This is a genomic window from Paraburkholderia madseniana, assembly GCF_009690905.1.
Lineage (GTDB): Bacteria > Pseudomonadota > Gammaproteobacteria > Burkholderiales > Burkholderiaceae > Paraburkholderia > Paraburkholderia madseniana.
In genome coordinates this window covers 1-24,000 of sequence record NZ_VOSW01000122.1, presented here as the reverse complement: position 1 = coordinate 24,000, position 24,000 = coordinate 1, and the positions used below count along the sequence as shown (strand labels likewise).

Sequence of the window (24,000 nt, the reverse complement as noted above, 5' to 3'; positions counted from 1 at the left end):
GCAGCCGCACCACTTCCTGCTCCATGGCAGCGGGGGTCTTCGAGGGACTGCTGGCAGGGCGCCGGGATTGATCTGACAGCGCGTTCTCGCCGCGATTGAGCCATTTGTAGCCGGTCTGCCGGCTGATATTAAAGCGCTGGCACAGCTCAGTCATCGTCAGCGTGTTCTGACTGGCCAGATGAACAAATTCCTGTCGGAGGCTCATGGTGTCTCTTGCGTTCCAGGGCATGGTCGGGACCGGGCGTTTTAATACCCGGAAGTGTCAATGATGTCCCCGCACGTCTGTCAGCTATGTCTCCGGTCTATACACCGGCTGCAAAGAGAAGTAGGCAAGAGAAAGCAGCTCAAACCACTCCTGCTAAGTGGGTACCGTGGTTTGCAACGGGTAGTGGTGCATCTGGAATCTGTGTTCGTGCCCCTGCATAGGCTAGTGACAAGGGCGTCATACTTCCGGCGGCGCTGCGCGCGCCGAAGAGTACTTCATAAAACCACCCGCTACGTTTTGGCGCTCGCGTCTCACCATCAGATCGTGGCTCGTCCTTGCACCGCCGCAGCAGCAGCAGCCGTGACCGTGATTGCGGGGCACCGACAAATCATTTGAAGTGGGGGGGTCCCAGGTGGGGGCAGAGCGCATCGCCGAGGCGAAGCCGACGGCTCCCACAAACCTCAACCGAAGCCGGTGGTTTCCCATGCAGACCCGTCCGCGACGCACGTAGTGCGGAGTGGGAGCGGATGAGTCCTTTGTCACTAACGCGGAATGTGCGAGAACACGGATTCCAGATGCACCACTACCCGTAGCAGACCACGGAGCCCACTTAGCATTAGCGGTTTAAGCTGCTTTCTCTTGCCTACTTCTCTTTGCAGCCGGCAAAGAGAAGTAGGTGCCGCCCCGCACAGGGGCAACACTAATAGACCACCAACAATGCAAGGAAAGGCACCAAAGCCAGAACAAGGAAAGGCACCAAAGCCAGAACAAGGAAAGGCCAAAGCGCTAAGAACACAGACAAACAAGACGCGCCGCAGGCCCCAATCTATATCGAAAAAGCGACCCAAAACTTGCTAAATCGCGGCAGCGCTCACCGCGTGTCACGCACCTTACAAACCCATATCCCCCGCAAAACCAAGCCCTGCCAGCACCAAGCCGTGGCAAACGGCCGATTGCTGCACCGCAGCACCCCCTCCGTCTCCCTTTGAGAAATTAATTTCCGCTTGCGAGACTCCGCGTCATGCCGGATGAGTCGGGCAGGCATGACCCGCCCCCATCCATGACATCCTCAATAAAACCTGGATGGAGACACGCGTGTTCCTTTACGGCTTTGGTCCGGTGTTGCTGGCCGGCACGATCCAGACGATCGAGCTGTCCGTCCTGTCGCTGGCAGCCTCCGTGCTGCTCGGCCTCGCGGGCGCGGCGGCGAAACTCTCCTTCAACCGCCCGCTCAGGGCGATCGCAACCGGCTATACGACGCTGATCCGCTCGGTGCCCGACCTCGTGCTGATGCTGCTGCTGTTCTACAGCATCCAGATCGCGGTCAACAATCTCACCGATGCGCTCAATCTGCCGCAGTTCGATATCGATCCGTTCGTGGCCGGCGTGCTGACGCTCGGCTTCATCTACGGCGCGTACTTCACCGAAACCTTCCGCGGCGCGTTTCTCGCCGTGCCGCGCGGCCAGCTCGAAGCGGGCAGTGCGTACGGCATGAGCGGCGCGCGGGTGTTCAGGCGCATCCTGTTTCCGCAGATGATGCGTTTCGCGCTGCCAGGCATCGGCAATAACTGGCAAGTGCTGGTCAAGGCCACGGCGCTGGTGTCGATCATCGGTCTCGCCGATGTCGTCAAAGCCGCCCAGGACGCCGGCAAGAGCACCTTCAACATGTTTTTCTTCATTCTGGTCGCCGCGCTGATCTATCTGGCGATCACCACCGCGTCGAATCTCGTGCTGATCTGGCTGGAAAAGCGCTATTCCATCGGCGTGCGCCACGCGGAGCTCTAAGACCATGATCGACATTCTCAATCAATTCTGGCGCGCGTTCCTGTACTGGGACGGTCAACGTATGTCCGGTCTGGCGGTCACGCTGTGGCTGCTGGTGGCGTCGATCGGGATCGGCTTTTTCATGGCGATTCCGCTCGCGGTGGCGCGCGTATCGAAGAAGCGCTGGTTGTCGACGCCGGTGCGTCTCTACACTTACGTGTTTCGCGGCACGCCGTTGTACGTGCAACTGCTGCTGATCTACACCGGCATGTACAGCCTTGAATTCGTGCGCTCGCATCAACTGCTCGACGCGTTTTTCCGCAGCGGCTTTCACTGCGCGATTCTCGCTTTTGCCCTGAACACCTGCGCGTACACCACCGAGATTTTCGCCGGCGCGATCCGTTCGACTTCGCACGGCGAAGTGGAAGCGGCCCGTGCTTACGGGATGAGCTGGTTCACGATGTACCGCCGCATTGTGATACCGTCCGCGCTGCGCCGGGCGCTGCCGTTGTACAGTAACGAAGTGATCCTGATGCTGCACGCCACCACGGTCGCGTTTACGGCCACGGTGCCGGACATCCTGAAGGTGGCGCGTGATGCGAATTCCGCCACGTATCAGTCGTTCGATGCGTTCGGCCTCGCGGCGCTGATTTACCTGGTGGTGTCGTTTGGGCTGGTGGCCTTGTTCCGCCGCGCGGAGCGTCACTGGCTGGGTTACCTGGCGGTGCGCACGCACTGAGTAGGCATGTTTCGATTGAGCGGCGCGGCGGGTTCGCGCCGTCACGTAGATTGATCCGTATTTTCAAAGGGAGAGCATCTTGCTCCACACGACTCAAACCGAAGCTTGCAAGCTCGCCGTCCAGGACATCCACAAGCGCTACGGCGACAATGAAGTGCTCAAAGGCGTGTCGCTGAACGCCAACAAGGGTGACGTGATCAGCATCATCGGCGCGAGCGGATCGGGCAAGAGCACCTTCCTGCGCTGCATCAATTTTCTCGAGCGGCCGAACGCGGGGCAGATCGTCGTCGACGGCGAAATGGTCAAGACCAAAGCCGACCGCGCCGGCAATCTGGAAGTGGCCGATCACAAGCAGCTGCAACGCATCCGCACGAAACTGGCGATGGTGTTCCAGCACTTCAACTTGTGGGCGCACATGAACGTGATCGAGAACATCGTCGAAGCACCGATTCATGTGCTCGGCATGTCACGTCGCGAAGCCGAAGAACGGGCGCGCGAATATCTCGAGAAGGTCGGTCTCGCGCCGCGTCTGGAAAAGCAGTATCCGTCGCATTTGTCGGGCGGTCAGCAGCAACGGGTCGCCATTGCGCGTGCGCTGGCGATGAACCCCGATGTCATGCTGTTCGACGAACCCACTTCCGCGCTCGATCCCGAACTGGTCGGCGAAGTGCTGAAGGTGATGCAGAAGCTCGCCGAAGAAGGCCGCACGATGATCGTCGTGACGCACGAAATGGGTTTCGCGCGCAACGTGTCGAACCATGTGATGTTCCTGCACCAGGGCCGCACGGAAGAAGAGGGCTTGCCCGCTGAAGTGCTGACCACGCCGCGCAGCGAACGGCTCAAGCAGTTCCTGTCCGGCAGCCTGAAGTAACGCGCGGCTCGCGCATCCCGCGTTTTACTGACAAGTGATGGCTCGCACGTCCAACCCGGCTCGCACCACGCAGGTCGCCATCGTCGCCTTGCCGCCGGTGTCGATGTCGGGCGTGGGGCCGATTGTCGACGCGCTCAATCTCGCCAACGAAATCGACGGCCGGGCGCTGTACCGCGTGCAGGTGTGTTCGTGGGACGGCCGCGCGGTGCCCTTGTCGGGCGGCGCGCAATGGCCGGCCGATGCCGCCTTCGGCGATGCCATTTCGTGCGACTGGCTGATCATCGTCAGCGAACGGTTCCAGCAATTCGCGGACTACCGGCTGTTTCTGGCAAGTCTGTCGCGCGTCGGGCAGCGCACGCCGCTCGTCACCGGCATTCATCACGGCGTCTGGTGGCTGGCGATGGCGGGGCAGTTGTCCGGCTATCGCGTGAGCGTCAACTGGGAAACCTATCAGCAGTTCTCCGAGCAGTTCGAGCGCTCGATCGTCACTCAACAAATTTTCGAAATCGACCGTGATCGCGCCACCTGCGCGGGCGGTCAGGCGACCGTCGACTTCATGCTGGCGATGATCGGCCGCGATCACGGGCCCGAATTGGCGGACCGGATTGCGGACACGCTGGGCGTCGGCGTGTTGCGCGCGGGTGAGGAGCGTCAGCGCATTCCGTTCGTGACCGCGCCGGGCGAGCGTCATCCGCGTCTGAACGATGCGCTCATGCTGATGGAAGCGAATATCGAAGACCCGCTGACCACCGACGAAATCGCCGGTCTCGTCGGTGTCTCGCGGCGTCAGTTGGAGCGCCTGTTTCGTCAGTACCTCGGCTCGATGCCGTCCAAATACTATCTGGGGCTGCGGCTTTCGAAAGCGCGCACGCAATTGCAGCGCACCAGCAAATCGGTGGTGCAGATCAGCCTTGCTTGCGGGTTTTCGTCGGCGGCGCACTTTTCGAATGCTTATCGCGAACGCTTTGGTGTCACACCACGCGAGGATCGTCGTAACTGGATCGACAAGCAGACCGGTGCGACCGGCGCCGCGGCCAGTGAGCCGCGACCGGCCGCGTTGATCGAACGGCCCGACCAGGCGGAATAAGCGGCCGGAAAGCGCGCAGTCTGCAAGCTGCACGCGACATATCCGCCCGGAAGCTCATAGAAAGCGTCGCGTATGCGCAAGACGTATCGCGTGCGGTTTCCTACACTACGTGTATTACCTCTCACCTGTAACGAGGATTCGCCATGAACGACCTGACTGTGACACGCCAGACCTTCGACGAAGTGATGGTGCCGGTGTTTTCGCCCGCCGCCTTCGTGCCGGATCGCGGTCTCGGCTCACGCGTCTGGGATACGCAAGGCCGCGACTATATCGACTTCGCCGGCGGTATTGCCGTCACCGCGCTCGGTCATGCGCATCCTGAACTGCTGAAAGTCCTGCACGAGCAGGGCAGCAAGCTGTGGCACATCGGTAACGGCTACACCAACGAGCCGGTACTGCGTCTTGCCAAACGTCTCGAAGACCTGACTTTCGCCGACCGCGCATTCTTCGCCAACTCGGGCGCGGAAGCGAACGAAGCGGCATTGAAGCTGGCGCGCCGCGTCGCGTTCGAGCGTCATGGCGCCGATAAGGTCGAAATCATCTCGTTCACGCAGTCGTTCCATGGCCGTACGTTCTTCACGGTGAGCGTCGGTGGCCAGCCGAAGTATTCGGAAGGCTTCGGCCCGGTGCCGGCCGGCATCATCCATCTGCCTTACAACGATATCGAAGCGGCGAAGAAAGCAATCGGCGCGAAGACTTGCGCGGTGATCGTCGAGCCGATCCAGGGCGAGGGCGGTGTGATCCCGGCCGATCCGGCATTCCTGAAGGCGCTGCGCGAAGCCTGCGATGAGCACGGCGCACTGCTGATTTTTGACGAGGTACAAACGGGTGTGGGCCGCAGCGGCCATTTCTACGCCTATCAGGACACTGGCGTGACGCCGGACATCCTGACCACCGCGAAGGCGCTCGGCAACGGTTTCCCGATCGGCGCGATGCTGACCACCACCGAACTGGCCGCGCACTTCAAGGTCGGCGTGCATGGCACGACCTACGGCGGCAATCCGCTGGGCGCGGCGATCGCGGAGAAGGTGGTCGAGCTGATCAGCGATCCGAAGGTGCTCGAAGGCGTGCGTACCCGCAGCGAAGCATTGAAGGGCCAACTCGCGAAGCTCAACGAACGCTTCGGTTTGTTCAAGGAAGTGCGTGGCAAGGGTCTGTTGATCGGTGCTGAATTGACCGATGCGTTCAAGGGCCGCGCTAAAGATTTCGTCACGGCTGCGGGTGAGCACGGCGTGATTATGCTGATGGCGGGTCCGGACGTGCTGCGTTTCGTGCCGTCGCTGATCATGCCGCTCGACGATATGTATGAAGGCTTCGCGCGTCTGGCGAAGGCGATCGAAGAGATCGTCGGCGCAAAGACTGAAGCCGCGTCGAAGTGAACCACGGCACCGCGCTAAAGCACTGAATCATGCGTCACATTCAACAGGAACGATGATGCTCTTCGTACGCCCCGGCCGCCTCGCCGATCTCGATGCGCTCGAACATATGGCGCGCACCGCGCAACCGGTGCTGCATTCGCTGCCGCACGACCGGGGCGCGCTCGAAGCGCGCGTCGCGTTGTCGGAAGACTCGTTTCGCGCGGATGTCGATTTTCCGGGCGAGGAGTTCTATCTGTTCGTGCTCGAGGATGCGGAAAGCGGCAAGCTGATGGGCACGGCGAGCATCGTCGCCGCAGCCGGTTACTCTGACCCGTTCTACGCGTTTCGCAATGACGCGCTGATTCATGCGTCGCGTGAGTTGCACGTGAATCGCAAGATTCACGCGCTGACCATGTCGCATGAATTGACCGGCAAGAGCCGGCTGGCGGGCTTTTACATCGACCCGTCGCTGCGTGGCGATGCGGCCGCGCATCTGATGTCGCGGGCGCGGATGATGTATATCGCCGCCAATCGCAAGCGCTTCACGCCTGAAGTGTTCTCGCTGCTGCTCGGCGTGACCGACGACTCAGGTGTGTCGCCGTTCTGGGAAGCGGTGGGGCGCAAGTTCTTCGGCCGCAATTTCGCCGACATCGAAATCGAATCGGGCGGACGCAGCCGCACCTTTATCGCCGAAGTGATGCCGACCTATCCGATCTATGTGCCCTTGCTGCCGGAAGCGGCGCAGCGCGTGCTCGGCGAACCGGATTCGAAGGCACTGCTCGCGTATGACATTCACCTCGAAGAAGGCTTCGAGACGGACCGCTTTATCGACATTTTCGACGCGGGCCCGGTGTTGACCGCGCAGGTGGATCGCAGCGCCTGCGTGACGCGTAATGAAACACGTGTGGTGCGCGAAGCCGGCGCGGCTGCCGAGGGCTCGACCTATCTGATCGCGCACAACGGTGTGGACGGTGAGTTCCGCTGTGTGCTCGATACGTTGTCGGGCGAAAAGACGACCGGCGCATCGTTGTCGCATGCGGCGCGCGCCGCACTTGGCGTGCAGGAGGGCGACGCGGTACGCTGCGTGCCGCTGCATCAGCCGCATCAGGAAGAATTGACGGGAGACGCACGATGATCGTCGTTCGTGTTGTGCAACGAGGCGATGTGGACGCGCTCATGCGGCTCGCGCAGGAGACCGGTCCCGGTCTCACCACCTTCAAGCCGGATCGCGATGCATTGGCGGCGCGCGTTGAGCGTGCCCGCCGCACGATGGAAGACAAGGCCGAGCCGCACGAAGCCGGTTACTTCTTCGTGATGGAAGACACCGACACCGGCGACGTGGCCGGCGTATGCGGCATCGAAACGTCAGTCGGCCTGCAGCAACCGTTCTACAACTATCGCGTGAGCACGGTGGTGCACGCGAGCCAGGACCTCGGCATCTGGACGCGCATGCGCGCGCTGAACATTTCGCATGACCTGACGGGTTACGCCGAAGTGTGCTCGCTGTTCCTGAGCCCGCGTTACCGCACGAGCGGCGTCGGCGGTTTGCTGTCGCGTTCGCGCTTCATGTTTCTCGCGCAGTTTCGCGAGCGCTTTCCGCAGCGTTTGTGCGCGGAATTGCGCGGCCATTTCGATGCGGAAGGCACTTCGCCATTCTGGCGTGCGGTCGGCTCGCATTTCTACCAGATCGATTTCAATGCGGCGGACTATCTGAGCTCGCACGGCCGCAAGGCGTTTCTCGCCGAACTGATGCCGCGTTATCCGGTGTATGTCGAACTGCTGCCGGAAGAAGCGCAGGAATGCGTCGGCCTCACGCACAACGACACGATTCCGGCGCGCCGCATGCTCGAATCGGAAGGGCTGCGCTACGAGAATCACGTCGATATCTTCGATGCGGGCCCAGTGCTCGAATGCCATATCGCCGACTTGCGCACGGTGCGCGAAAGCGTGGTGGTGCAGGTCGAGATCGCCGACGTGCCGGCGGGCGCGCCGCAGGATGCACCGCGTTCGATGGTATCGAATACGTCGCTGGGCGATTTTCGCGTGGGCGTGGCTGCGGGCGTGCCGCAAGACGGCGTGTTCCGCATGAGCGCCGCCGAGGCGGCCGCACTCGACGTCAAGGCAGGCGACCCGGTTCGGGTGCTGCCGCTGAAACACAAACAAGGATGATCATGAGCGAGCTTTTCATCGACGGCGAATGGGCCGCCGGCACAGGACCCGCATTCGCGTCGCGCAACCCGGGTACGGGCGCGACGGTGTGGGAAGGCAACAGCGCCTCGGCGGATGACGTCGATCGTGCAGTGCGCAGCGCGCGCCGTGCGTTTGCGGCGTGGTCGGCCTTGAGCCTTGACGAGCGTTGCGGCGTGGTGCGCCGCTTCGCCGCGCTCGTGACGGAACGCAAGGAAGCACTGACCGAAGCGATCGGCCGCGAGACCGGCAAACCGCTGTGGGAAGCCCGCACTGAAGCCGCTTCGATGGCGGCGAAGGTCGAGATTTCGATTCAGTCGTACAACGAGCGCACCGGCGAAAAGCGTTCACCGATGGCCGACGGCACTGCCGTGCTTCGGCATCGTCCGCATGGTGTGGTGGCGGTGTTCGGGCCGTATAACTTCCCGGGGCATTTGCCGAACGGGCATATCGTGCCGGCGCTGATCGCGGGTAACGCGGTTGTGTTCAAGCCGTCCGAACTCGCGCCGGGCGTGGCGGCCCTCACGGTGCAGATCTGGCGCGATGCGGGCTTGCCCGCCGGCGTGCTGAACCTTGTGCAAGGCGAGAAAGAGACGGGCATTGCACTTGCCAATCATCGACAGATCGACGGCTTGTTCTTCACGGGTAGTTCGGATACCGGAACATTGCTGCACAAGCAATTCGGCGGCCGTCCGGAGATCGTCCTCGCACTGGAGATGGGCGGCAACAATCCGCTCGTGATTGGACCGGTGGCGGATGTCGATGCCGCTGTGCATCACACGATTCAGTCGGCGTTTCTGTCGGCGGGGCAGCGTTGTACGTGCGCGCGCCGTATCTTCGTACCAAATGATGCGTTCGGTGACCGCTTTATAGAGCGCCTGACCGAAGTGACTTCGCGCATCAGCGTCGGCGAATACAACACCGATCCGCAGCCGTTCATGGGCGCTGTCATTTCCGCGCGAGCGGCTTCGCGTCTGGTTGCGGCGCAAGAGCGTCTGCTGGCCGACGGCGCGAAAGCACTGCTGAAGATGGAGCAGCGCGATCCGAAACTCGGCTTCGTCACGCCCGCGATTCTCGACGTGACCGCCGTGAAGGACCTGCCGGACGAAGAGCATTTCGGACCGCTGGCGCAGATCATCCGCTACGGCACGTTCGACGAGGCGCTCGACAAAGCCAACGATACCGAGTTCGGCCTCTCCGCCGGTCTGCTCGCCGACGACGAAGCCCTGTGGACGCATTTCCAGCGCACCATTCGCGCGGGCATCGTCAACTGGAACCGGCCGACTAATGGTGCATCGTCGGGCGCGCCGTTCGGTGGTCCGGGACGTTCCGGCAATCACCGCCCGAGCGCGTTCTATGCTGCCGACTACTGCGCGTATCCGATGGCGTCCGTCGAAAGCGCGCAACTGCAAATGCCCGCGAGCGTTTCGCCGGGCCTTCAATTCTAAGGATCGACGATGCAAGCCACTGAAGCCAATTTCGACGGTCTCGTCGGCCCGACCCACAATTACGCCGGGCTCTCGTTCGGCAACGTTGCGTCGCAGAACAACGAGAAGTCGGTCGCAAATCCGAAGGCCGCTGCCAAGCAGGGCCTGCGCAAGATGAAGCAATTGGCCGACCTCGGCTTTCATCAAGGCGTGTTGCCGCCGCAGGAGCGTCCTTCGATGCGTCTCTTGCGCGAACTCGGCTTTTCGGGCGATGACGCGACGGTGATCGCACGCGTCGCTAAAGACGCGCCCGAGTTGCTGGCCGCAGCAAGTTCGGCTTCGGCGATGTGGACCGCGAATGCGGCGACGGTGAGTCCGTCGGCCGACACGCACGACGGCCGCGTGCACTTCACGCCGGCTAATCTGTGCAGTAAGCTGCATCGCGCGATCGAGCACGAATCGACGCGCCGCACCTTGCGCGCGATTTTCAGCGACGCGGATCGTTTCGCGGTGCATGAAGCGCTGCCCGGCACACCGGCACTCGGCGACGAAGGCGCGGCGAATCACACGCGTTTTTGCTCGGAATACGGCACACGTGGCGTCGAATTCTTCGTGTACGGACGCAGCGAATATCGCCGCGGACCGGAGCCGAAGCGTTTTCCCGCACGTCAGACCTTCGAGGCGAGCCGCGCGGTCGCGCATCGTCACGGTCTGGCAGAAGCGGCCACGGTGTACGCACAGCAGAACCCCGACGTGATCGATGCGGGTGTGTTCCATAACGACGTGATCGCTGTCGGCAACCGTAATACGCTGTTCTGCCATCAACTCGCGTTCGTCGAACAGAACGCGGTGTACGACGAACTGCGCACGAAGCTCACTGGGCTGAAGGCCGAGTTCAACGTGATCGAAGTGCCCGATGCGCAAGTGAGCGTGTCCGACGCGGTCACGTCGTACCTGTTCAACAGCCAGTTGCTGACGCGCCCGGACGGCAAGCAGGTGCTGGTGGTGCCGCAGGAATGCCGCGAAAACGCGCGCGTGGGTGCATACCTTGACGAATTGACCTCGCACACCGGTCCGATCGACGACGTGCTCGTGTTCGATCTGCGCGAAAGCATGAAGAACGGCGGCGGCCCGGCATGTTTGCGTCTGCGCGTGGTGCTGAACGATACCGAGCGCGCTGCAGTGACGCCTGGCGTGTGGATCAACGACAAGCTGTTCGGTCGCCTCGACACCTGGATCGAAAAGCACTATCGCGATCGTCTCGCACCGTCCGATTTGACCGATCCGCAATTGCTCGCCGAGTCGCGCACTGCGCTCGACGAACTGACGCAGATTCTCGGCCTCGGTTCGCTATATGACTTCCAGCGCTGAGCACGGCATGCCGGTTTCGATGCTCGACGATTTCCTTGCCTACACGTTGGCGGGGACGCGGCCTGGCGCGCAGGAAGCGCAGGGTGTGTGCGGCAACAACGACAACGCCGTGCGCTGGTCATGGCTCGACGACGGCGTGCTGCTCATGGAGCCCGCGGTGCGGGATGACGGCACCCGCAGCGTGCTCGTCTCTGCCGGCGTGCATGGCGATGAAACCGCGCCAATTGAACTGCTGTCGTACCTCGTTCGCGATATCGCACAAGGCGATGCCGCGCTGACGTGCCGTTTGTTGGTGATTCTCGGCAACGTCGACGCCATGCGCGACGCGTGCCGGTATCGCGACGACGATCTGAACCGCCTCTTCAGCGGCCGTCACGAGCAGGTGCCGCACAGCCACGAAGCGCCGCGCGCGGCGGCGTTGGAGCGTGCGGCCACGCAGTTCTTTGCCGCGGCGTCGCAGGAGCCGGGGGGCCGTTGGCACGTCGACATGCATACGGCGATCCGCCCCTCGGCTTTCGAGCAATTCGCCTTGTTGCCGCACACCGGCAAGCCGTTTTCGCGCGCCATGTTCGAATGGCTCGGCGAAGCGCGCATCAGCGCCGTCCTGCTTCATACGACCAAGGGCAACACGTACTCGCACTTCACCGCGCAGGCATGTGGCGCCGAAGCGTGCACGCTCGAACTCGGCAAGGTGCGCCCGTTCGGTCAGAACGATCTGGCGCGTTTCGCCGGCGCGGATGAAGCGCTGCGTCATCTGCTGGCCGGTACAAAGAACGGCAACGTGCCCGCGGCAATGCCGCGCGTGTTCACCGTGATCGACCAGCTTACCAAGCAGAGCGACGCATTCGAATTGCTGGTGGCCACGGATGTGCCGAATTTCACGCCCTTCGTGAAAGACACCGTGCTCGCACGCGATGGCGATTATCGCTACACCGTGCGTCACGATGAGGAACGCCTTGTGTTTCCGAACGCAACAGTCAAGCCTGGCTTGCGCGCGGGTTTGCTGGTGGTCGAGACGACGCAGGACACATTGTCCAGTCTCGTTTAGACGCGTCATTGCAGAGCAGAACGTTGCGCGCCTTTGCGCGCAACGTCTCATACCAGACCGCTTACGCGGCTTGCGTCGCGGTCTCGCTGACCAATCCTTCTACCACCATCGCCTCACGTACCTTCGGCCGCGCGGCCACGCGGGCCAGATACGCGCTGAGGTGCGGATACGGGCCTAGATCCACCGACAGCATCCGCGCCCAGCTCAACACCGTGAATGCGTACGCATCGGCGACCGAGTACTGTCCCGTGAGATAGTCGCGCGACGTGAGTACACCCTCGAGTTCGCTGAAGCGTGTAGCGAGTTTCGTGCGGCATTCGAGCTTCGTCGATTCGGCTGTCTCCTGATGCCATAGCCACGGGCTAAAGGTCTTGTGCAATTCCGTGCTGATATAGGTGAGCCATGCGACCGCTTCGAGCCGCTGCGGCGTCCCGGTGGCCGGTAACAGGGCGCGCGCCGGCGCAAGATCGGCGATGTATTGCAACAGCGCGGCGCCCTCGGTATGGCGCGAGCCGTCGTCGAATTCGACGAGTGGCACATAACCGCGCGGCGAGATCGCGTAGTAGTCGTCGCCATTGGCGAGCTTGTGCGTTTGCAAGTTGACCTTGACGGTTTCGAAGTCGAGTCCGGCTTCGCGCAGGGCAATGTGAACGGCCAGCGAGCAGGCGCCCGGTGAGTAATAGAGTTTCATGGTGTCACCGCTATAAACGAGAGTGAAGTCCCGGCAGGTGCCGGTGGCAAGGCTCGTCGGCCGACAAGTCGATGTGGTAAAAGTAGCCCGGATCGCATTCAGAATAAACAGGCGGCTTGCCAAACCATGCGTGCAAAAACGCAATACGAACTGACTTCGGCGGATACCCAGACCATTCTTGCGCTGGTGCGCGCCGGCACGCTGGCCGAGGCCGCGCAGCGCCTGGGTATCGACGCTTCGACGATTTTTCGCTCCGTGCAGCGGATTGAACGCGGGCTCGGGCAACGTCTGTTCGAGCGTTCGCGCAGCGGTTATCGCGCGACGCCGCTCGGTGCGCAACTGGCGCGCCACGCCGAGCGCATCGAAAGCGAGCTGGCGGCAGCGCGCTCGACCGTGCAGGCGAGCAGTGACCGCGTCAGCGGCGCGGTTCACGTGACGACCACCGATACCGTGCTCTACGGCCTCCTGCTGCCCGCGCTGCATGATTTCGCGGCGCTGCATCCGGCGTTGTCGTTCGAATTGACCGCCACCAACAGCCTCGCGAGCCTGACCAAACGCGACGCCGATATCGCCGTGCGCGCCACGCGCCGAGCGCCGGATCATCTGGTCGGCAAACATGTGGGCCCGCTGCGCATCGCCGTGTTTGCCGCGAAGGGGAGCGCTATCCGGGCGAGCGATGCCGAAGCGCTGTCGCGCTGCGATTGGGCAGCACCGGACAGTTCGCTCGGCGATCATCCTTCGGTTCTGTGGCGCAAGCGCCATTGCCCGACGGTCGAGCCACGCTACAAGACCAATAGCGTGATGGCGGTGTTCGAGCTGGTGGTGCGCGGCTTCGGCGTCGGCATCTTTCCCACCTTCCTCGCGCGTGAGCGCGACGATCTCGTGCAACTGACCCCGCCGCTCGACGAAGCCGAATCGCAGGTCTGGGTGCTGGCGCATCCGGAGTCGCGTCATCTGCCGCATGTCGCGGCGGTCTACACGCATCTGTCGGAGCGGCTCGGCAGCGATTTCGCGGCCGGCGACGGTGCGGTCTGACGTGCATCGGAGTGCGTGCCGGCTTGCCTGAGCGCGACACGAAGTTGCACCTTTAAGCGCGCGTTATCCGGTTCGCCAAACGAGCCGGGCAAAGGGGCGCCCACAGGGCCGCTTACAGGGCCGCCTGCAGGACCGCGATTCGAAGCCTGTACAATCCCGCCCTCGCGGCTGTTGCGCTGCACCACACTGGCCGCACGAGTTTGAATCGCATTTTTGGCGCGGCAATCATGCTCGCCCGGATTCGGCTCCGTCTTATTCAATACCGTAGAGGAACACCCGTAATGAAGATGAATTGGCGAAACATGGCTGCGCGCGCGCTGTTCGCGACGGCAACGGTAGCGGCAGGGTCCGCATCGGCGGCGGATATCAAGGAAGTGCGGTTCGGCGTCGAGGCGTCGTATGCGCCGTTCGAATCGAAGTCGCCCTCGGGCGAGCTGCAAGGTTTCGATATCGACATCGGCAATGCCGTGTGTGCAAAGCTGAAGGCGAAATGCGTGTGGGTCGAGAACTCGTTCGACGGCCTGATTCCGGCGTTGGAAGCGCGCAAGTTCAACGCGATCAACTCGGACATGACGATCACGGAACAGCGCCGCCAGGCCATCGACTTCACCGATCCGATCTACACGATCCCGAATCAGATGATCGCGAAGAAGGGCAGCGGTCTGCTGCCTACGGCGGCCTCGCTCAAGGGTAAGCACGTCGGCGTGCTGCAAGGCACGATTCAGGAAACGTATGCGAAGGCGCGCTGGGCGCCGGCTGGCGTCGACGTCGTGCCGTATCAGACCCAGGACCAGATCTACGCCGACCTCGCATCGGGCCGTCTGGACGCTGCATTCCAGGACGCGGAAGCGGCTTCGAAGGGCTTTTTGAAGAAGCCGCAAGGCGCAGGCTTCGACTTCGCCGGCCCGGCCGTCAGTGACGAGAAGCTGCTCGGCGCGGGCGTGGGCTTCGGCATCCGCAAGGGCGACAAGGCGTTGAAGGACGCCGTGAATCAGGCGCTGAAGGAACTGAAGGCCGACGGCACGATCGACCGCTTCGCCGCGAAGTACTTCGACGTGAAGGTCGTGTTGAAGTAAGGCGTTGGGTGTTTTGCCTGAATGGCTTTGCTTGAATGGTTTTGCTTGAGACAACCGGCCGCTTGATGCGGCCGGTTGTTTTTTGAGGCGGCGGTTGATGCGCCGCCTGTCTGATGCGCGTCTGGTGCATGGTGCTGTGTGTTTCATGCGCTTCATGCATGTCGCGCACGCCGCACCGCGACACTCGGTCAGCGCACGTTCGCTTCAGGCTGATCGAGATAGTCGAACACCACTTCACCGAGTCCTAGCGTCAGATCGGCAAGCAGATGCCGTGCCTCGACGATTTCGAGCACCGGCAATTCCGCGACCGGCGCCAGGGCATGGTGTGCCAGTTCGAGCGAGGCGGGACCCGTCCATGCACCTTTAAGGGTGATGTCTTGCAGGTAGTAGCGCACCAGTTCGCAAATGCGCGGCGTGCCGTCCACGTGCGGAATGACTTTCAGCAGGAAGTTCGGCGTCTCCAGACGCTTCTGTTGCTGCGCGAGATCCAGTTGCCGATGCTTGTAGCCCATCGTGCCGGTGGCGATGCGCACGGGGCCGTAATCGAGCGTGCCGACGAGCGTGTCGGTATGGACTTCCAGCACCGGCGAGGCGAGCTTCTTCGGAAAGCCCCACAACTCGCGGCCGCCGGCGATCGGCGGATGGTCGTCCAGATACATCGCCAGCGTGTAACCACCTGCCACGCCGTTGTACGACACCGGGATCACCTGACCGCTTTCCGTGTAGTCGCCGAAGCCGGTCGAATCCGGCATGCGAATAAATTCGTAATGGACGAGCGGCTCGCCGATCTGCAGCGGCTCGGGCACCACGGCGCGCAGTTTGTCCGGATCGGTGCGGTAAGTGATGATCAGGAATTCCCGGTCGACGAAACGATACGGACCCATCGGAAACGCCGGGTTCGTGATCGGCATCGCGAAGGCATTTGACAGCACGCTTTTGACGTCCATGATTTTCCTTGGTGGTTAAAGGCCGGTGGTGGAGCGCTTCTGCACTGCACAAGAGTATCGTCGATTCTTTCCTTCTCTTCAGCGAGACAGGTTGCCAATTATTTCGAGATATTGCGGCGTTGACATGTCCGCGCGCATCGGCCTGCGCTAAAATCGGCGGGCACACCGCACGCGCAAAGGGCCTCAGGGCTTGGATGTGCGCGATTGGTGCAGCAAAAACCAAAATACAGCAGGAAGCGCCAGGGCGGCGCTTAGCGGGGGACCAGAATGACAACCATCGCAATCGAGAAACCGAGCCAGACGGGGGTTGCGGACGATGCGCAACTGAATGCCAGCTTCGCGCGCCAGCCGATTCTGAATCGGGACGGCATGCTGTGCGGCTATGAGATCAAGGTGCGCGCGCCGGAATTGCCTATGGGCACCGAATCTGACGCGGGTGCCGCACCGGCCGTCGATTCGGCTGCGGATGCCTCGCCGGGCCGCGCGCCCGATCCCGCGCAGCTCGTGGCGCGAGCCGTGATTCGCGGGTTGATGCAGGGCAATCTGCGCGGTGCGCTCACCGGGCATCCCGCTTACGTCGATGTAAGCCGCGAGATGCTGTTCGACGATTCGATCCTGCACCTGCCCACTGACCGCTTCATGTTCGAATTGTCGCCGTCGATTGTGGTCGACGATGCGCTGATTGCGCGCATCGTTCAATTGCACGGGCGGCGCTATCGCTTCGTACTCGATGAAGTGACGCAGCCCGATGAAACGTTTGCGAAGCTGCTGCCCTACGCGGAAGTCGTCAAGATCGATTTCCCACGGGCGTCGAAAGCGCTGTTGCCCAAATTGACGAGCGTGCTCAAGTCCGCGGGCAAGCTGCTGATCGCGCTGGGTCTCGATGCACAGGCCGATTTCGAAGAGGCGCATGGTCTCGGTTTCGACCGTTTCCAGGGCTACTTCTTTGCGCGTGCGCAGACCTCGACGACGCGGCGTGTCAGCGCGCCGCGGCATGCGTTGCTGAATCTGCTGCAACTGCTATCGGGCGACCCGACCGTCGCGCAACTCGAAGCCGAACTCAAGCTGAATCCGGTGTTGGTCATGCACCTGATGAAGCTCGCGAATTCGAGCGGCCTCGCCGTCGGCCACAAGGTCACGACGCTGCGCGAAGCGATCAATGCGACCGGCACGAATCGGATCGCGCGCTGGACGCAATTGCTGTTGTACGCGGATGGCCGCAAGGTTGCGCTCGAGGACGATCCGCTGCTGCAACTCGCGGCGACCCGGGCGCGCTTCATGGAGCTGGCGATCGAGCGCTTGCCCGAAGCGGGGCGTGACGAAGCCGATGCAGCGTTTCTGACTGGCGTGTTTTCGTTTGTCGATGCGGTGTTTGGTGGCTCGCTCGAAAGCACACTGAATGTGCTGACGCTATCGCGGCCGATTCAGGCGGGCATTTTGCATCGGCAGGGCGTGCTGGGGTTGTTGCTGACCGCAGTCGAAGCGCTTGAGCGCGGGGCGTGGGATGAGCTCGATGCCTTGTGCGCGCGCTTGCAGCCGTTGACGGTGGAAGAGATCGCGCTGCTCGCGTGGGCGGCGGGGGCGTGGGCCGGGGTGGCGGATCGGAGTGCGGAGGGGTTGGAGCGGATTGAGGATTGAGGGGCGGGTTTGAGGTTTGAAGCAAAGGCCGGCATGCTGCGCACGCCGGCCTTTGCACATCTGAGATTCGTGATTTAGGGCAAACACAAAACCGGTGAGAGTGAAGCACCGTGATCAACGATCACGCCACGTCTTCACATCGTCTCCATTTCCTGCATCTGCCCCAGGCCAAAAAAACGACCTAACTCCTTGGCTAACTCATTCAACGCGCTCATTTCCTTCTGGGATATTCGGCGTGGCTCCTGCGTATGAGACCAGTCGCCATATAGCAGCGCCACCGTCTGATCGGTGTCGTCGACTACCGGTAACAGCACGAACGCGCGGGCGTCGTCGAACGAACGGCGGAACCACTCCGGTAATCGCGCGACCATCTTCGGATCACGTGCGTTCTCGATGAAAATGCCGACCGAGTTCGCGATTGCGAGGTGAAACACATCGGGCTCGAACGCGGTGTTGAACGACAGCTTCGGCAGCGCCGCGTCGATCTTCGGACCGAGTCCGAGGCGCGCCTTGAAGGTGCCGTTGCTGTGCTTGACGAACACCACCGTGCGCGCAAAGCCGAGCGCCGCCAGCACGGTTTCCGCAGCCAGCGCGAGGGCCGGCGCGAGCGCGCTGCCGTCGGGCAGGCCGCGCAGATCGCCCACCCCCGCCGCGATGCGTGCTTCCGGATTGAGCGCCTCGCGCGCGATCGCGTCCGCATTGGCACGCAGCTCGACGATCTCGCGCATCACGCCGTCGCCGCCTTCTTCACGGGCGAGCGCGATGCTCATTCCATGCAGCACGTCCGGATCGGTATTCAGTGCGTGGCTGTATTCCTGCGCCAGTTCGGCGATGCGTTCTTCGCGCTCCCAGTCCGGCATGTTCTGCTGGGTCAGCACGTCGGCGACCGCCGTCGAATAGTTGGTGATGGCGCGCAGCCACTGCACCTGGCGTGGCTGCTCGACGTCCAGCGGATCGAACTCGCCCATGCCGGAGCGGATCATGTCCGGCAGGCGCCAGCGCACCGCGGCTTCGGCGCCGATTTCGTCGAACGTGACGCCGAGCACCAGCACGCAGGCATCGGCTTCGAGTGTGTCGTCGTCGATATGCCGGCGGATCTGATCCCACTCCGCGTCGAGATAGAACACCACCAGCAGCTTGCCGATCTGCCGCATCAGCGTGCAGACCACGGCTTCTTCACCGGCGCGCAGATCGCCGCGCTCGGTCAGCTTGCGCGCGACGCAGCCCGACAGCAGCGTGCGGTTCAATTCGAGTTTCGCGTCGATACGGCGCGGCGCGCTGTGATGAAAGTGATCGACGATTTTCAGGCCGACCACCAGATGGCCGACCGCGTCCATGCCGAGCACCATCAGCGCGCGCGAGACGGTGGTGATGTTGCCGCCAAAGGCCATGTACATGGCCGAGTTGGCCAGCCGCAGCACTTTTTGCGTCAACGCGAAGTCCGACAACACGACCTGCACGAGGCCGGTGAAGTCGAGGTCGTCGTTGTTCATCGCCGCCATGGTGGTGCGCAACGACTGCGACAGCATGGGGAAATCGCCGCGCTCGCTCATTCGAGTCCAGAGCCGGTCGAGCACCGCCGCCTTTACCATGTGAATCCCGCCAAAGCCATACATGTTCCAATGAGTGCTGCACCGGCGCGAGGCCGGCATCTTCCGCTGCGCACGAGGTTTGCCTGCATCGCTATGTGGTGTGCAGGTGAAGCGTGCGCGCTTCGAAACGCTGCGCGAGTTCGTCAGAGGGCAACGCCTTGCAGACGAGCCATCCCTGTATGTGGTCGCATCCCATCTCGGTGAGCAGGCTGCGTTGTGCTTCCGTTTCGACGCCCTCTGCAACCAGTTCGAGATCGAGCGTTTGTGCGAGCCCGACGACCGCGCTAACGATTGCCTGATCGTTCCGGGAGGTTAGCAGATTCTCGACAAAACTCCTGTCGATCTTGAGCTTGGCGAGAGGGAATCGTTGCAGGTAAGCCAGACTCGAATAGCCGGTGCCGAAATCGTCGACGGCAAAGCGGATACCCATCGCCGTCAGTTCTTCGAGCAAACCCTTGGCATGCGCCGGGTCGTGCATCAGCAGGCTTTCGGTGATCTCGAACACGAGGCGGCGCGGATCGATGCCCGTCAACTCGATCGCTTCGCGCACGCTGTCCTTGAAACGCGGGTCGCGGAACTGCTGCGGCGACACGTTGACGGCGACGTATTGCAACGAGATGCCCCGCGCGTCCCACTGGATCAACTGCATGCAGGCGACCTTCAACACCCAGTTGCCGAGGAAGTTGATCAGGCCGATCGATTCCGCGAGCGGAATGAACATCGAAGGGGGCACGAGGCCGTGCACGGGATGCGACCAGCGGATCAACGCTTCGACGCCGACCACGCCGTGCGTGCGGCTGCTCGTGATCGGCTGGAAGTGCAGCGAAAACTCGCCATTGCGCACGCCGTCGTAGAGATCGGCCTCCAGCTTCAGGCGCTCGGCGTCGGCGGGGTTGTCGTCCGGTACGTAGAAGGCGAGCGTGTTGCCGCCGGCCGCCTTCGCCTGCAGCAAGGCGTGGTCGGCCCAGCGCAGCAGGTGCGTGTCGTGGGCGGCGTCGTCGTTGGCGTGGCGCACGTCGGGGTAGAGCGCAATGCCGATGCTTGCCGACAGGTGCACCTGCTGGCCGTTGAAGACATACGGCTGCTGGATCGCGGTCAGCAGGCGGCGCGCCAGCGCTTCGGCTGCTGCTGCGGCGTCGGTGCGGCTCGCGGCAGGCTTCACGAGGATCGCGAATTCGTCGCTGGCGACACGCGCCACAGTCTCGTTCGGGCTCGTCATGTTCAATAGACGCCGCGCCGTGTCGCGCAACATCTCGTCGCCGGCATCGTAGCCGAGCGCGCGGTTCACGCGTTGATAGTCGTCGAGGTCGAGCAGCAGCAGCGCGGCCGGCGTGCCGTGGGCGTCGGCTTGTTGCTGCGCGTCGAGCAGCGCGGGGATCAGCGCCGGTTGATTGGCCAGGTTGGTCAGGCGGTCCAGATGCAGCGCCTGGGTCAGGCGTTCCTCGGTGGCGCGCCACGCGGACACGTCGAAGCCGGCGATCGCATAGCCTTCGACGCCGTCATGCATGCTGCGTACCACGCGCAATTCGACTGTGATCGGGTAGGTCAGTGACTTGATGAGGCCGAGTGTGGCCTTTTCGACGTTGCCTGTGGAGGTAGCGCGCGTCAGCAGCGCATCGAGGCGCGGCACGTCGGCAGGCGCCACGAGATCGTGCAGCGTGATGGTCTCGAGATACTCACGGTGATAACCGATGAAGCGCAGGCTCGCGTCGGAAACATAGAGGAAGCGCAGGCCCTCATCGATGTGCGCCAGAAGATCGACGGCGCCGACCACCTGTTCCAGTTGCGCAGCGCGGCTGACGCCGGCTTGCGGTTTGCCGTGTGCATGCCGGCCGAACGCACGAAACCGGTCGATGACCGTGCGCAAGGAGCCCCGGCGGGGCGCGGTGATCCTGTTCGCTTCCATGTTTGTCGCTGGCAACCTGTGTTCGTCTGCAGGCGGGGCGGCTTACTGCCCGCCGTATTCGGGCGGTTGAGAGGTATCAGGCCGCCCCATCAGAACAAGATAACGACCCGCGGCGGAAAATCTTTAGCGCCTGCTGCAAAAAACAAATGGTAAGGAAGCGGCGGCGTGGCCCGGCGGCGTCGCGAGGGCGATTCAGTTAAAGTGGACCGGCTTCGTTTCCGTTAATACGTCAAACCTGCTGTGCAGTGCCGGCGATGACGTCGCTGCGTAGCTTTCCGAACACTTGCACCGATGATCCATGTCTGAACGTCACTTTGTCAGGGCCACCCCCCGGCACATCGAGGTGCTTGAACAAGGTGCCGAAGACGCCGACCCGGCGTCCGGGGCACAGTACGTTTATCTGGGGCGCCAGCCGATTCTCGATCGCGACGGCGCGCTCAATGCTTACGAATTATTGTTTCGATCCGGCGCGCATAACTATGCCGAGGTCAGCGACGACGCCCAGGCGACGGCGCAGGTCGTGGCTCGTGCGATCGGCGGGATCGGCGTGGCGGCCGTGCTGGGCCAGCACCGCGGCTTCGTCAATATCGACCGCGCGCTGCTCTTTAACGACATCGTCCATCTGATGCCGCCCGAGCGCTTCGTGCTCGAGATTCTCGAAACCGTCAAGTTCGATGCGCATCTGGCCCGCCGGCTGACCGAATTGCGCCGCGCCGGCTTCCAGGTGGCGCTCGACGACGTCAGCGAACTGTCGGATGAGCTGCTCGCCGCGCTGCCGCACGCCGATATCGTCAAGATCGACTTCCTGCAGACCGAGCGGTCAGTGCTTGCCAAACTGGCGTCGACGGTCCGCAGCCATGGCAAGACACTGATCGCGGAGAAGGTCGAGACGCGCGAAGACTTTATGCTTGGTCGCGATCTCGGCTTCGACCTGTTCCAGGGATACTTCTTCGCGCGGCCGCAGGTGCTGGCCGCGCCGCGCAACCGCTCGCCGCGCCCCGGTTTGCTGCGTTTGCTGGCGCTGTTGTCGCGCGATGCCGGGATTGTCGAACTCGAAGCGGAACTCAAGCTGAATCCGAGCGTGGTGGTGCAACTGCTGCGCCTCGTCAATTCGAGCGCGTTCGGGCTGGGGCGCAATATTGCCTCGCTGCGTGAGGCCATCATCGCCACCGGCACGCGGCAGATTGCGCGCTGGGCGCAACTACTGCTGTACGCGGACAGCGGCGATCTGCCGTGGCGCGCCGATCCGCTTGTGCAACTGGCCGGCACGCGCTCGCGCTTCATGGAGTTGGCGGCAGGCTGGCTGCGTCCGTCCGATGACGATTTTGCCGACGCCGCTTTCATGACCGGAATTTTCTCTCTGGTCCATGTGGTGCTCGGCAGCACGCCGGCGGCTGTCCTCGAGAAGCTCGGCCTTGCCCCGCAGATTCGTGAAGCGATCGTCACGCGCGGCGGCGCGCTCGGCACCTTGTTGCGGATTGCCGAAGCGGCCGGCGAGGGCACCGATGCCGCTTTGATCGCAGCCGGACCCGATGCGCCGCCCGGCTTCGCGGCGCTTACGCCCGAGGTGCTGGCGGAGCTGAACCTGTCCGCTGCGGCGTGGTTCGGCGCGCATGTCGAAGAAGCTGCCTGATGCATCCGTCGAGCAGGTTCTGACGTACCTTGTCTGTACGTGTTTCAATAGCGTATTGAGGTTGCCGAGGTTCGGCTGAACGCCGTGACCTTCGGCTTATTGCACTGACTGCGTGCATTAACGTTTCGAGGGGACTGCAGATGAAGAGAAAACTCATTCCGATGACGCTGGCGGCTGTCTTGTCGGTGGGATTCGCGATGCATTCGCTGACGGCTTCAGCCACGCTCAAGCCGGGTGATGCCGCGCCGCCGTTTACCGCCCAGGCTTCACTGGGCGGCAAGACCTACGCGTATTCGCTTGCCGACGAATTGAAGAAAGGGCCGGTGGTGGTGTATTTCTATCCGGCGGCTTTCACGCAGGGCTGCACTATCGAAGCCCACGAGTTTGCCGAAGCTGTCGACGAGTACAAGAAATATGGCGCGACGGTGATTGGCGTATCGCACGACAACATCGACACCTTGACGAAGTTTTCGGTGAGCGAATGCCGCAGCAAATTCCCGGTGGCGGCCGATGCCGATTCGAAGGTGATCGGCGCTTATGATGCTGGCTTGCCGATGCATAGCTCGATGGCCAATCGTGTGTCGTATGTGATTGCGCCGGACGGCAAGATTATTTATGAGTACACGAGTCTGTCACCGGAGAAGCACGTCGAGAATACGCTGAAGGCGGTGAAGGATTGGGCGGCGACGCATAAGCAGCCATAACGGTTGGGCTTTGCGCGGCGGCGCGTTTTTCGCAATGTTTTTTTGCCATGAGGTTCGGGCGTTGCTCGTGCTAGCCTGAGTTTTTTTGCCGGGTGAGCTTGCGATGCCGATTATTGTTGCACTCATTGCGCTGATCGCGCTGGTGTATGGCGCTGTGCGGGCGTTTTATGCCTTGCAGGCGGCTTTTGGTTTGGCTGTTGCTGTTGGGGTTGCTGTTTTTGTTGGTTTGCTTTTGGTTGCTGCGGTTGTTTATTGGTGGCGGCGTCGGAAGGAGGTCGCTTCTAATGTTCGCGATGGTGATTGGACTCACGAACTTACAGGAACCTGGGGTTCGGTACGGCTTGCTGCTGGTAAGCGGTTCTGTGAGGTTCGCCTTGGCGGCGAGCTGGGGGCTTATATTTTTGCTGATCTGCTTGGGGCTGAGGTGCAGAGCCATGATGCTCAGTGGCAGGTCGCTTTGATGGTCAAAGACGCTAAGCATCAGGTTTGGGTTTTGCCCATGCTGGGCGAGCGGCAGGCTAAGCAGTGGCGGCGGATTTTTTTGCTTGCTGTTGGGCAGAGGCTTTAGATGTTTTTTTGCCTTTTGCGGCGGCATTGTCAGTGTTCTTGGGGCGTTGGCCTTTCCTTGAATTGTTAGTGGTCTATTAGCGTTGCCCCTGTGCGGGGCGGCACCTACTTCTCTTTGCCGGCTGCAAAGAGAAGTAGGCAAGAGAAAGCAGCT

General features: G+C 62.4%; 21 protein-coding genes. 16 read left to right on the top strand and 5 right to left on the bottom strand.

Going from position 1 to position 24,000, the window contains the following annotated elements; all coding sequences use genetic code 11:
* Positions 1-205, bottom strand: a 205-nt coding sequence (locus tag FSO04_RS39285) for a helix-turn-helix domain-containing protein (protein ID WP_166618349.1), incomplete at its 3' end; no start/stop codon positions are given.
* Between the two features lie 1,095 nt (positions 206-1,300).
* On the opposite strand from FSO04_RS39285, the gene FSO04_RS39280 reads away from it, so the two are divergent.
* The 10 genes from FSO04_RS39280 to astE all read left to right on the top strand — a co-directional run bounded on the left by FSO04_RS39280 (position 1,301) and on the right by astE (position 12,057).
* The gene (locus tag FSO04_RS39280; protein ID WP_168435988.1) at positions 1,301-1,990 is read left to right on the top strand and encodes an ABC transporter permease; all 690 of its coding nucleotides are present in this window, start codon (positions 1,301-1,303) and stop codon (positions 1,988-1,990) included.
* Positions 1,991-1,994: 4 nt separating this feature from the next.
* Positions 1,995-2,708, top strand: coding sequence for an ABC transporter permease (locus FSO04_RS39275; RefSeq protein WP_054043065.1), 714 nt, complete (start codon positions 1,995-1,997; stop codon positions 2,706-2,708).
* A gap of 79 nt (positions 2,709-2,787) precedes the next feature.
* Positions 2,788-3,579 (top strand): ABC transporter ATP-binding protein, encoded by a 792-nt coding sequence (locus tag FSO04_RS39270; RefSeq protein WP_054043063.1) that lies wholly within the window; start codon positions 2,788-2,790, stop codon positions 3,577-3,579.
* Between the two features lie 37 nt (positions 3,580-3,616).
* Entirely contained in the window at positions 3,617-4,666 is a 1,050-nt protein-coding gene (locus FSO04_RS39265; protein WP_093632258.1) for a GlxA family transcriptional regulator, read from the top strand.
* 143 nt (positions 4,667-4,809) lie between these two features.
* Positions 4,810-6,045: an aspartate aminotransferase family protein gene (locus tag FSO04_RS39260; RefSeq protein ID WP_154566829.1), complete on the top strand. Its 1,236-nt coding sequence runs from the start codon at positions 4,810-4,812 to the stop codon at positions 6,043-6,045.
* A gap of 55 nt (positions 6,046-6,100) precedes the next feature.
* The gene (gene aruF / locus FSO04_RS39255; RefSeq protein ID WP_154566828.1) at positions 6,101-7,159 is read left to right on the top strand and encodes an arginine/ornithine succinyltransferase subunit alpha; all 1,059 of its coding nucleotides are present in this window, start codon (positions 6,101-6,103) and stop codon (positions 7,157-7,159) included.
* Positions 7,156-8,193 carry an arginine N-succinyltransferase gene (gene astA, locus FSO04_RS39250; RefSeq protein ID WP_154566827.1) on the top strand — a complete coding sequence of 346 codons (1,038 nt, stop codon included), beginning with the start codon at positions 7,156-7,158 and terminating at the stop codon, positions 8,191-8,193. The genes aruF and astA overlap by 4 nt, the downstream gene beginning before the upstream one ends.
* A 2-nt stretch (positions 8,194-8,195) precedes the next feature.
* On the top strand, positions 8,196-9,659 hold the full coding sequence (gene astD, locus FSO04_RS39245) for a succinylglutamate-semialdehyde dehydrogenase (RefSeq protein WP_154566826.1): 1,464 nt from the start codon (positions 8,196-8,198) through the stop codon (positions 9,657-9,659).
* Positions 9,660-9,668: 9 nt separating this feature from the next.
* Positions 9,669-11,009 (top strand): N-succinylarginine dihydrolase, encoded by a 1,341-nt coding sequence (gene astB / locus FSO04_RS39240; protein WP_154566825.1) that lies wholly within the window; start codon positions 9,669-9,671, stop codon positions 11,007-11,009.
* Positions 10,993-12,057, top strand: coding sequence for a succinylglutamate desuccinylase (gene astE / locus FSO04_RS39235; RefSeq protein WP_233465174.1), 1,065 nt, complete (start codon positions 10,993-10,995; stop codon positions 12,055-12,057). Before astB ends, astE begins: the two co-directional genes overlap by 17 nt.
* A gap of 61 nt (positions 12,058-12,118) precedes the next feature.
* Here the strand turns inward: astE and gstA are convergent, their stop codons facing one another.
* Complete coding sequence (gene gstA / locus FSO04_RS39230) at positions 12,119-12,748, bottom strand: glutathione transferase GstA (RefSeq protein ID WP_154566823.1); 630 nt, start codon at positions 12,746-12,748, stop codon at positions 12,119-12,121.
* A gap of 126 nt (positions 12,749-12,874) precedes the next feature.
* Between gstA and FSO04_RS39225 the strand changes: the two genes are divergently transcribed.
* Both FSO04_RS39225 and FSO04_RS39220 read left to right on the top strand, forming a co-directional pair.
* Complete coding sequence (locus tag FSO04_RS39225) at positions 12,875-13,783, top strand: LysR family transcriptional regulator (protein ID WP_154566822.1); 909 nt, start codon at positions 12,875-12,877, stop codon at positions 13,781-13,783.
* Positions 13,784-14,064: 281 nt separating this feature from the next.
* Positions 14,065-14,859, top strand: a complete 795-nt coding sequence (locus FSO04_RS39220; protein ID WP_154566821.1) for an ABC transporter substrate-binding protein — start codon at positions 14,065-14,067, stop codon at positions 14,857-14,859.
* 188 nt (positions 14,860-15,047) lie between these two features.
* Here the strand turns inward: FSO04_RS39220 and FSO04_RS39215 are convergent, their stop codons facing one another.
* Positions 15,048-15,806 carry an acetoacetate decarboxylase gene (locus FSO04_RS39215; protein WP_154566819.1) on the bottom strand — a complete coding sequence of 253 codons (759 nt, stop codon included), beginning with the start codon at positions 15,804-15,806 and terminating at the stop codon, positions 15,048-15,050.
* A 267-nt stretch (positions 15,807-16,073) separates the two neighbouring features.
* Between FSO04_RS39215 and FSO04_RS39210 the strand changes: the two genes are divergently transcribed.
* Entirely contained in the window at positions 16,074-17,444 is a 1,371-nt protein-coding gene (locus FSO04_RS39210; protein ID WP_154566818.1) for an EAL and HDOD domain-containing protein, read from the top strand.
* A 134-nt stretch (positions 17,445-17,578) separates the two neighbouring features.
* On the opposite strand, the gene FSO04_RS39205 is transcribed toward FSO04_RS39210, so the two are convergent.
* Positions 17,579-19,036, bottom strand: coding sequence for an HDOD domain-containing protein (locus FSO04_RS39205; RefSeq protein ID WP_154566817.1), 1,458 nt, complete (start codon positions 19,034-19,036; stop codon positions 17,579-17,581).
* Between the two features lie 91 nt (positions 19,037-19,127).
* Positions 19,128-20,942 (bottom strand): putative bifunctional diguanylate cyclase/phosphodiesterase, encoded by a 1,815-nt coding sequence (locus FSO04_RS39200; protein ID WP_154566816.1) that lies wholly within the window; start codon positions 20,940-20,942, stop codon positions 19,128-19,130.
* Between the two features lie 298 nt (positions 20,943-21,240).
* Between FSO04_RS39200 and FSO04_RS39195 the strand changes: the two genes are divergently transcribed.
* From FSO04_RS39195 to FSO04_RS39185, 3 genes are all read left to right on the top strand, one after another.
* Positions 21,241-22,575, top strand: a complete 1,335-nt coding sequence (locus tag FSO04_RS39195; protein ID WP_154566815.1) for an EAL and HDOD domain-containing protein — start codon at positions 21,241-21,243, stop codon at positions 22,573-22,575.
* Positions 22,576-22,715: 140 nt separating this feature from the next.
* Positions 22,716-23,279: a peroxiredoxin gene (locus tag FSO04_RS39190; protein ID WP_154566814.1), complete on the top strand. Its 564-nt coding sequence runs from the start codon at positions 22,716-22,718 to the stop codon at positions 23,277-23,279.
* Between the two features lie 103 nt (positions 23,280-23,382).
* Entirely contained in the window at positions 23,383-23,847 is a 465-nt protein-coding gene (locus FSO04_RS39185) for a hypothetical protein (protein ID WP_154566813.1), read from the top strand.
* The last annotated feature ends 153 nt before the right edge of the window (positions 23,848-24,000 follow it).

What these genes read in the sequence shown, in the direction of transcription:
- FSO04_RS39275 (WP_054043065.1), top strand. Translation starts at nt 1,995, where the DNA reads ATGATCGACATTCTCAATCAATTCTGGCGCGCGTTCCTGTACTGGGAC.
- FSO04_RS39265 (WP_093632258.1), top strand. Translation starts at nt 3,617, where the DNA reads ATGGCTCGCACGTCCAACCCGGCTCGCACCACGCAGGTCGCCATCGTC.
- FSO04_RS39260 (WP_154566829.1), top strand. Translation starts at nt 4,810, where the DNA reads ATGAACGACCTGACTGTGACACGCCAGACCTTCGACGAAGTGATGGTG.
- aruF (WP_154566828.1), top strand. Translation starts at nt 6,101, where the DNA reads ATGCTCTTCGTACGCCCCGGCCGCCTCGCCGATCTCGATGCGCTCGAA.
- astA (WP_154566827.1), top strand. Translation starts at nt 7,156, where the DNA reads ATGATCGTCGTTCGTGTTGTGCAACGAGGCGATGTGGACGCGCTCATG.
- astD (WP_154566826.1), top strand. Translation starts at nt 8,196, where the DNA reads ATGAGCGAGCTTTTCATCGACGGCGAATGGGCCGCCGGCACAGGACCC.
- astB (WP_154566825.1), top strand. Translation starts at nt 9,669, where the DNA reads ATGCAAGCCACTGAAGCCAATTTCGACGGTCTCGTCGGCCCGACCCAC.
- astE (WP_233465174.1), top strand. Translation starts at nt 10,993, where the DNA reads ATGACTTCCAGCGCTGAGCACGGCATGCCGGTTTCGATGCTCGACGAT.
- gstA (WP_154566823.1), bottom strand. Translation starts at nt 12,748, where the DNA reads ATGAAACTCTATTACTCACCGGGCGCCTGCTCGCTGGCCGTTCACATT.
- FSO04_RS39225 (WP_154566822.1), top strand. Translation starts at nt 12,875, where the DNA reads ATGCGTGCAAAAACGCAATACGAACTGACTTCGGCGGATACCCAGACC.
- FSO04_RS39220 (WP_154566821.1), top strand. Translation starts at nt 14,065, where the DNA reads ATGAAGATGAATTGGCGAAACATGGCTGCGCGCGCGCTGTTCGCGACG.
- FSO04_RS39215 (WP_154566819.1), bottom strand. Translation starts at nt 15,806, where the DNA reads ATGGACGTCAAAAGCGTGCTGTCAAATGCCTTCGCGATGCCGATCACG.
- FSO04_RS39210 (WP_154566818.1), top strand. Translation starts at nt 16,074, where the DNA reads ATGACAACCATCGCAATCGAGAAACCGAGCCAGACGGGGGTTGCGGAC.
- FSO04_RS39205 (WP_154566817.1), bottom strand. Translation starts at nt 19,036, where the DNA reads ATGGTAAAGGCGGCGGTGCTCGACCGGCTCTGGACTCGAATGAGCGAG.
- FSO04_RS39200 (WP_154566816.1), bottom strand. Translation starts at nt 20,942, where the DNA reads ATGGAAGCGAACAGGATCACCGCGCCCCGCCGGGGCTCCTTGCGCACG.
- FSO04_RS39195 (WP_154566815.1), top strand. Translation starts at nt 21,241, where the DNA reads ATGTCTGAACGTCACTTTGTCAGGGCCACCCCCCGGCACATCGAGGTG.
- FSO04_RS39190 (WP_154566814.1), top strand. Translation starts at nt 22,716, where the DNA reads ATGAAGAGAAAACTCATTCCGATGACGCTGGCGGCTGTCTTGTCGGTG.
- FSO04_RS39185 (WP_154566813.1), top strand. Translation starts at nt 23,383, where the DNA reads ATGCCGATTATTGTTGCACTCATTGCGCTGATCGCGCTGGTGTATGGC.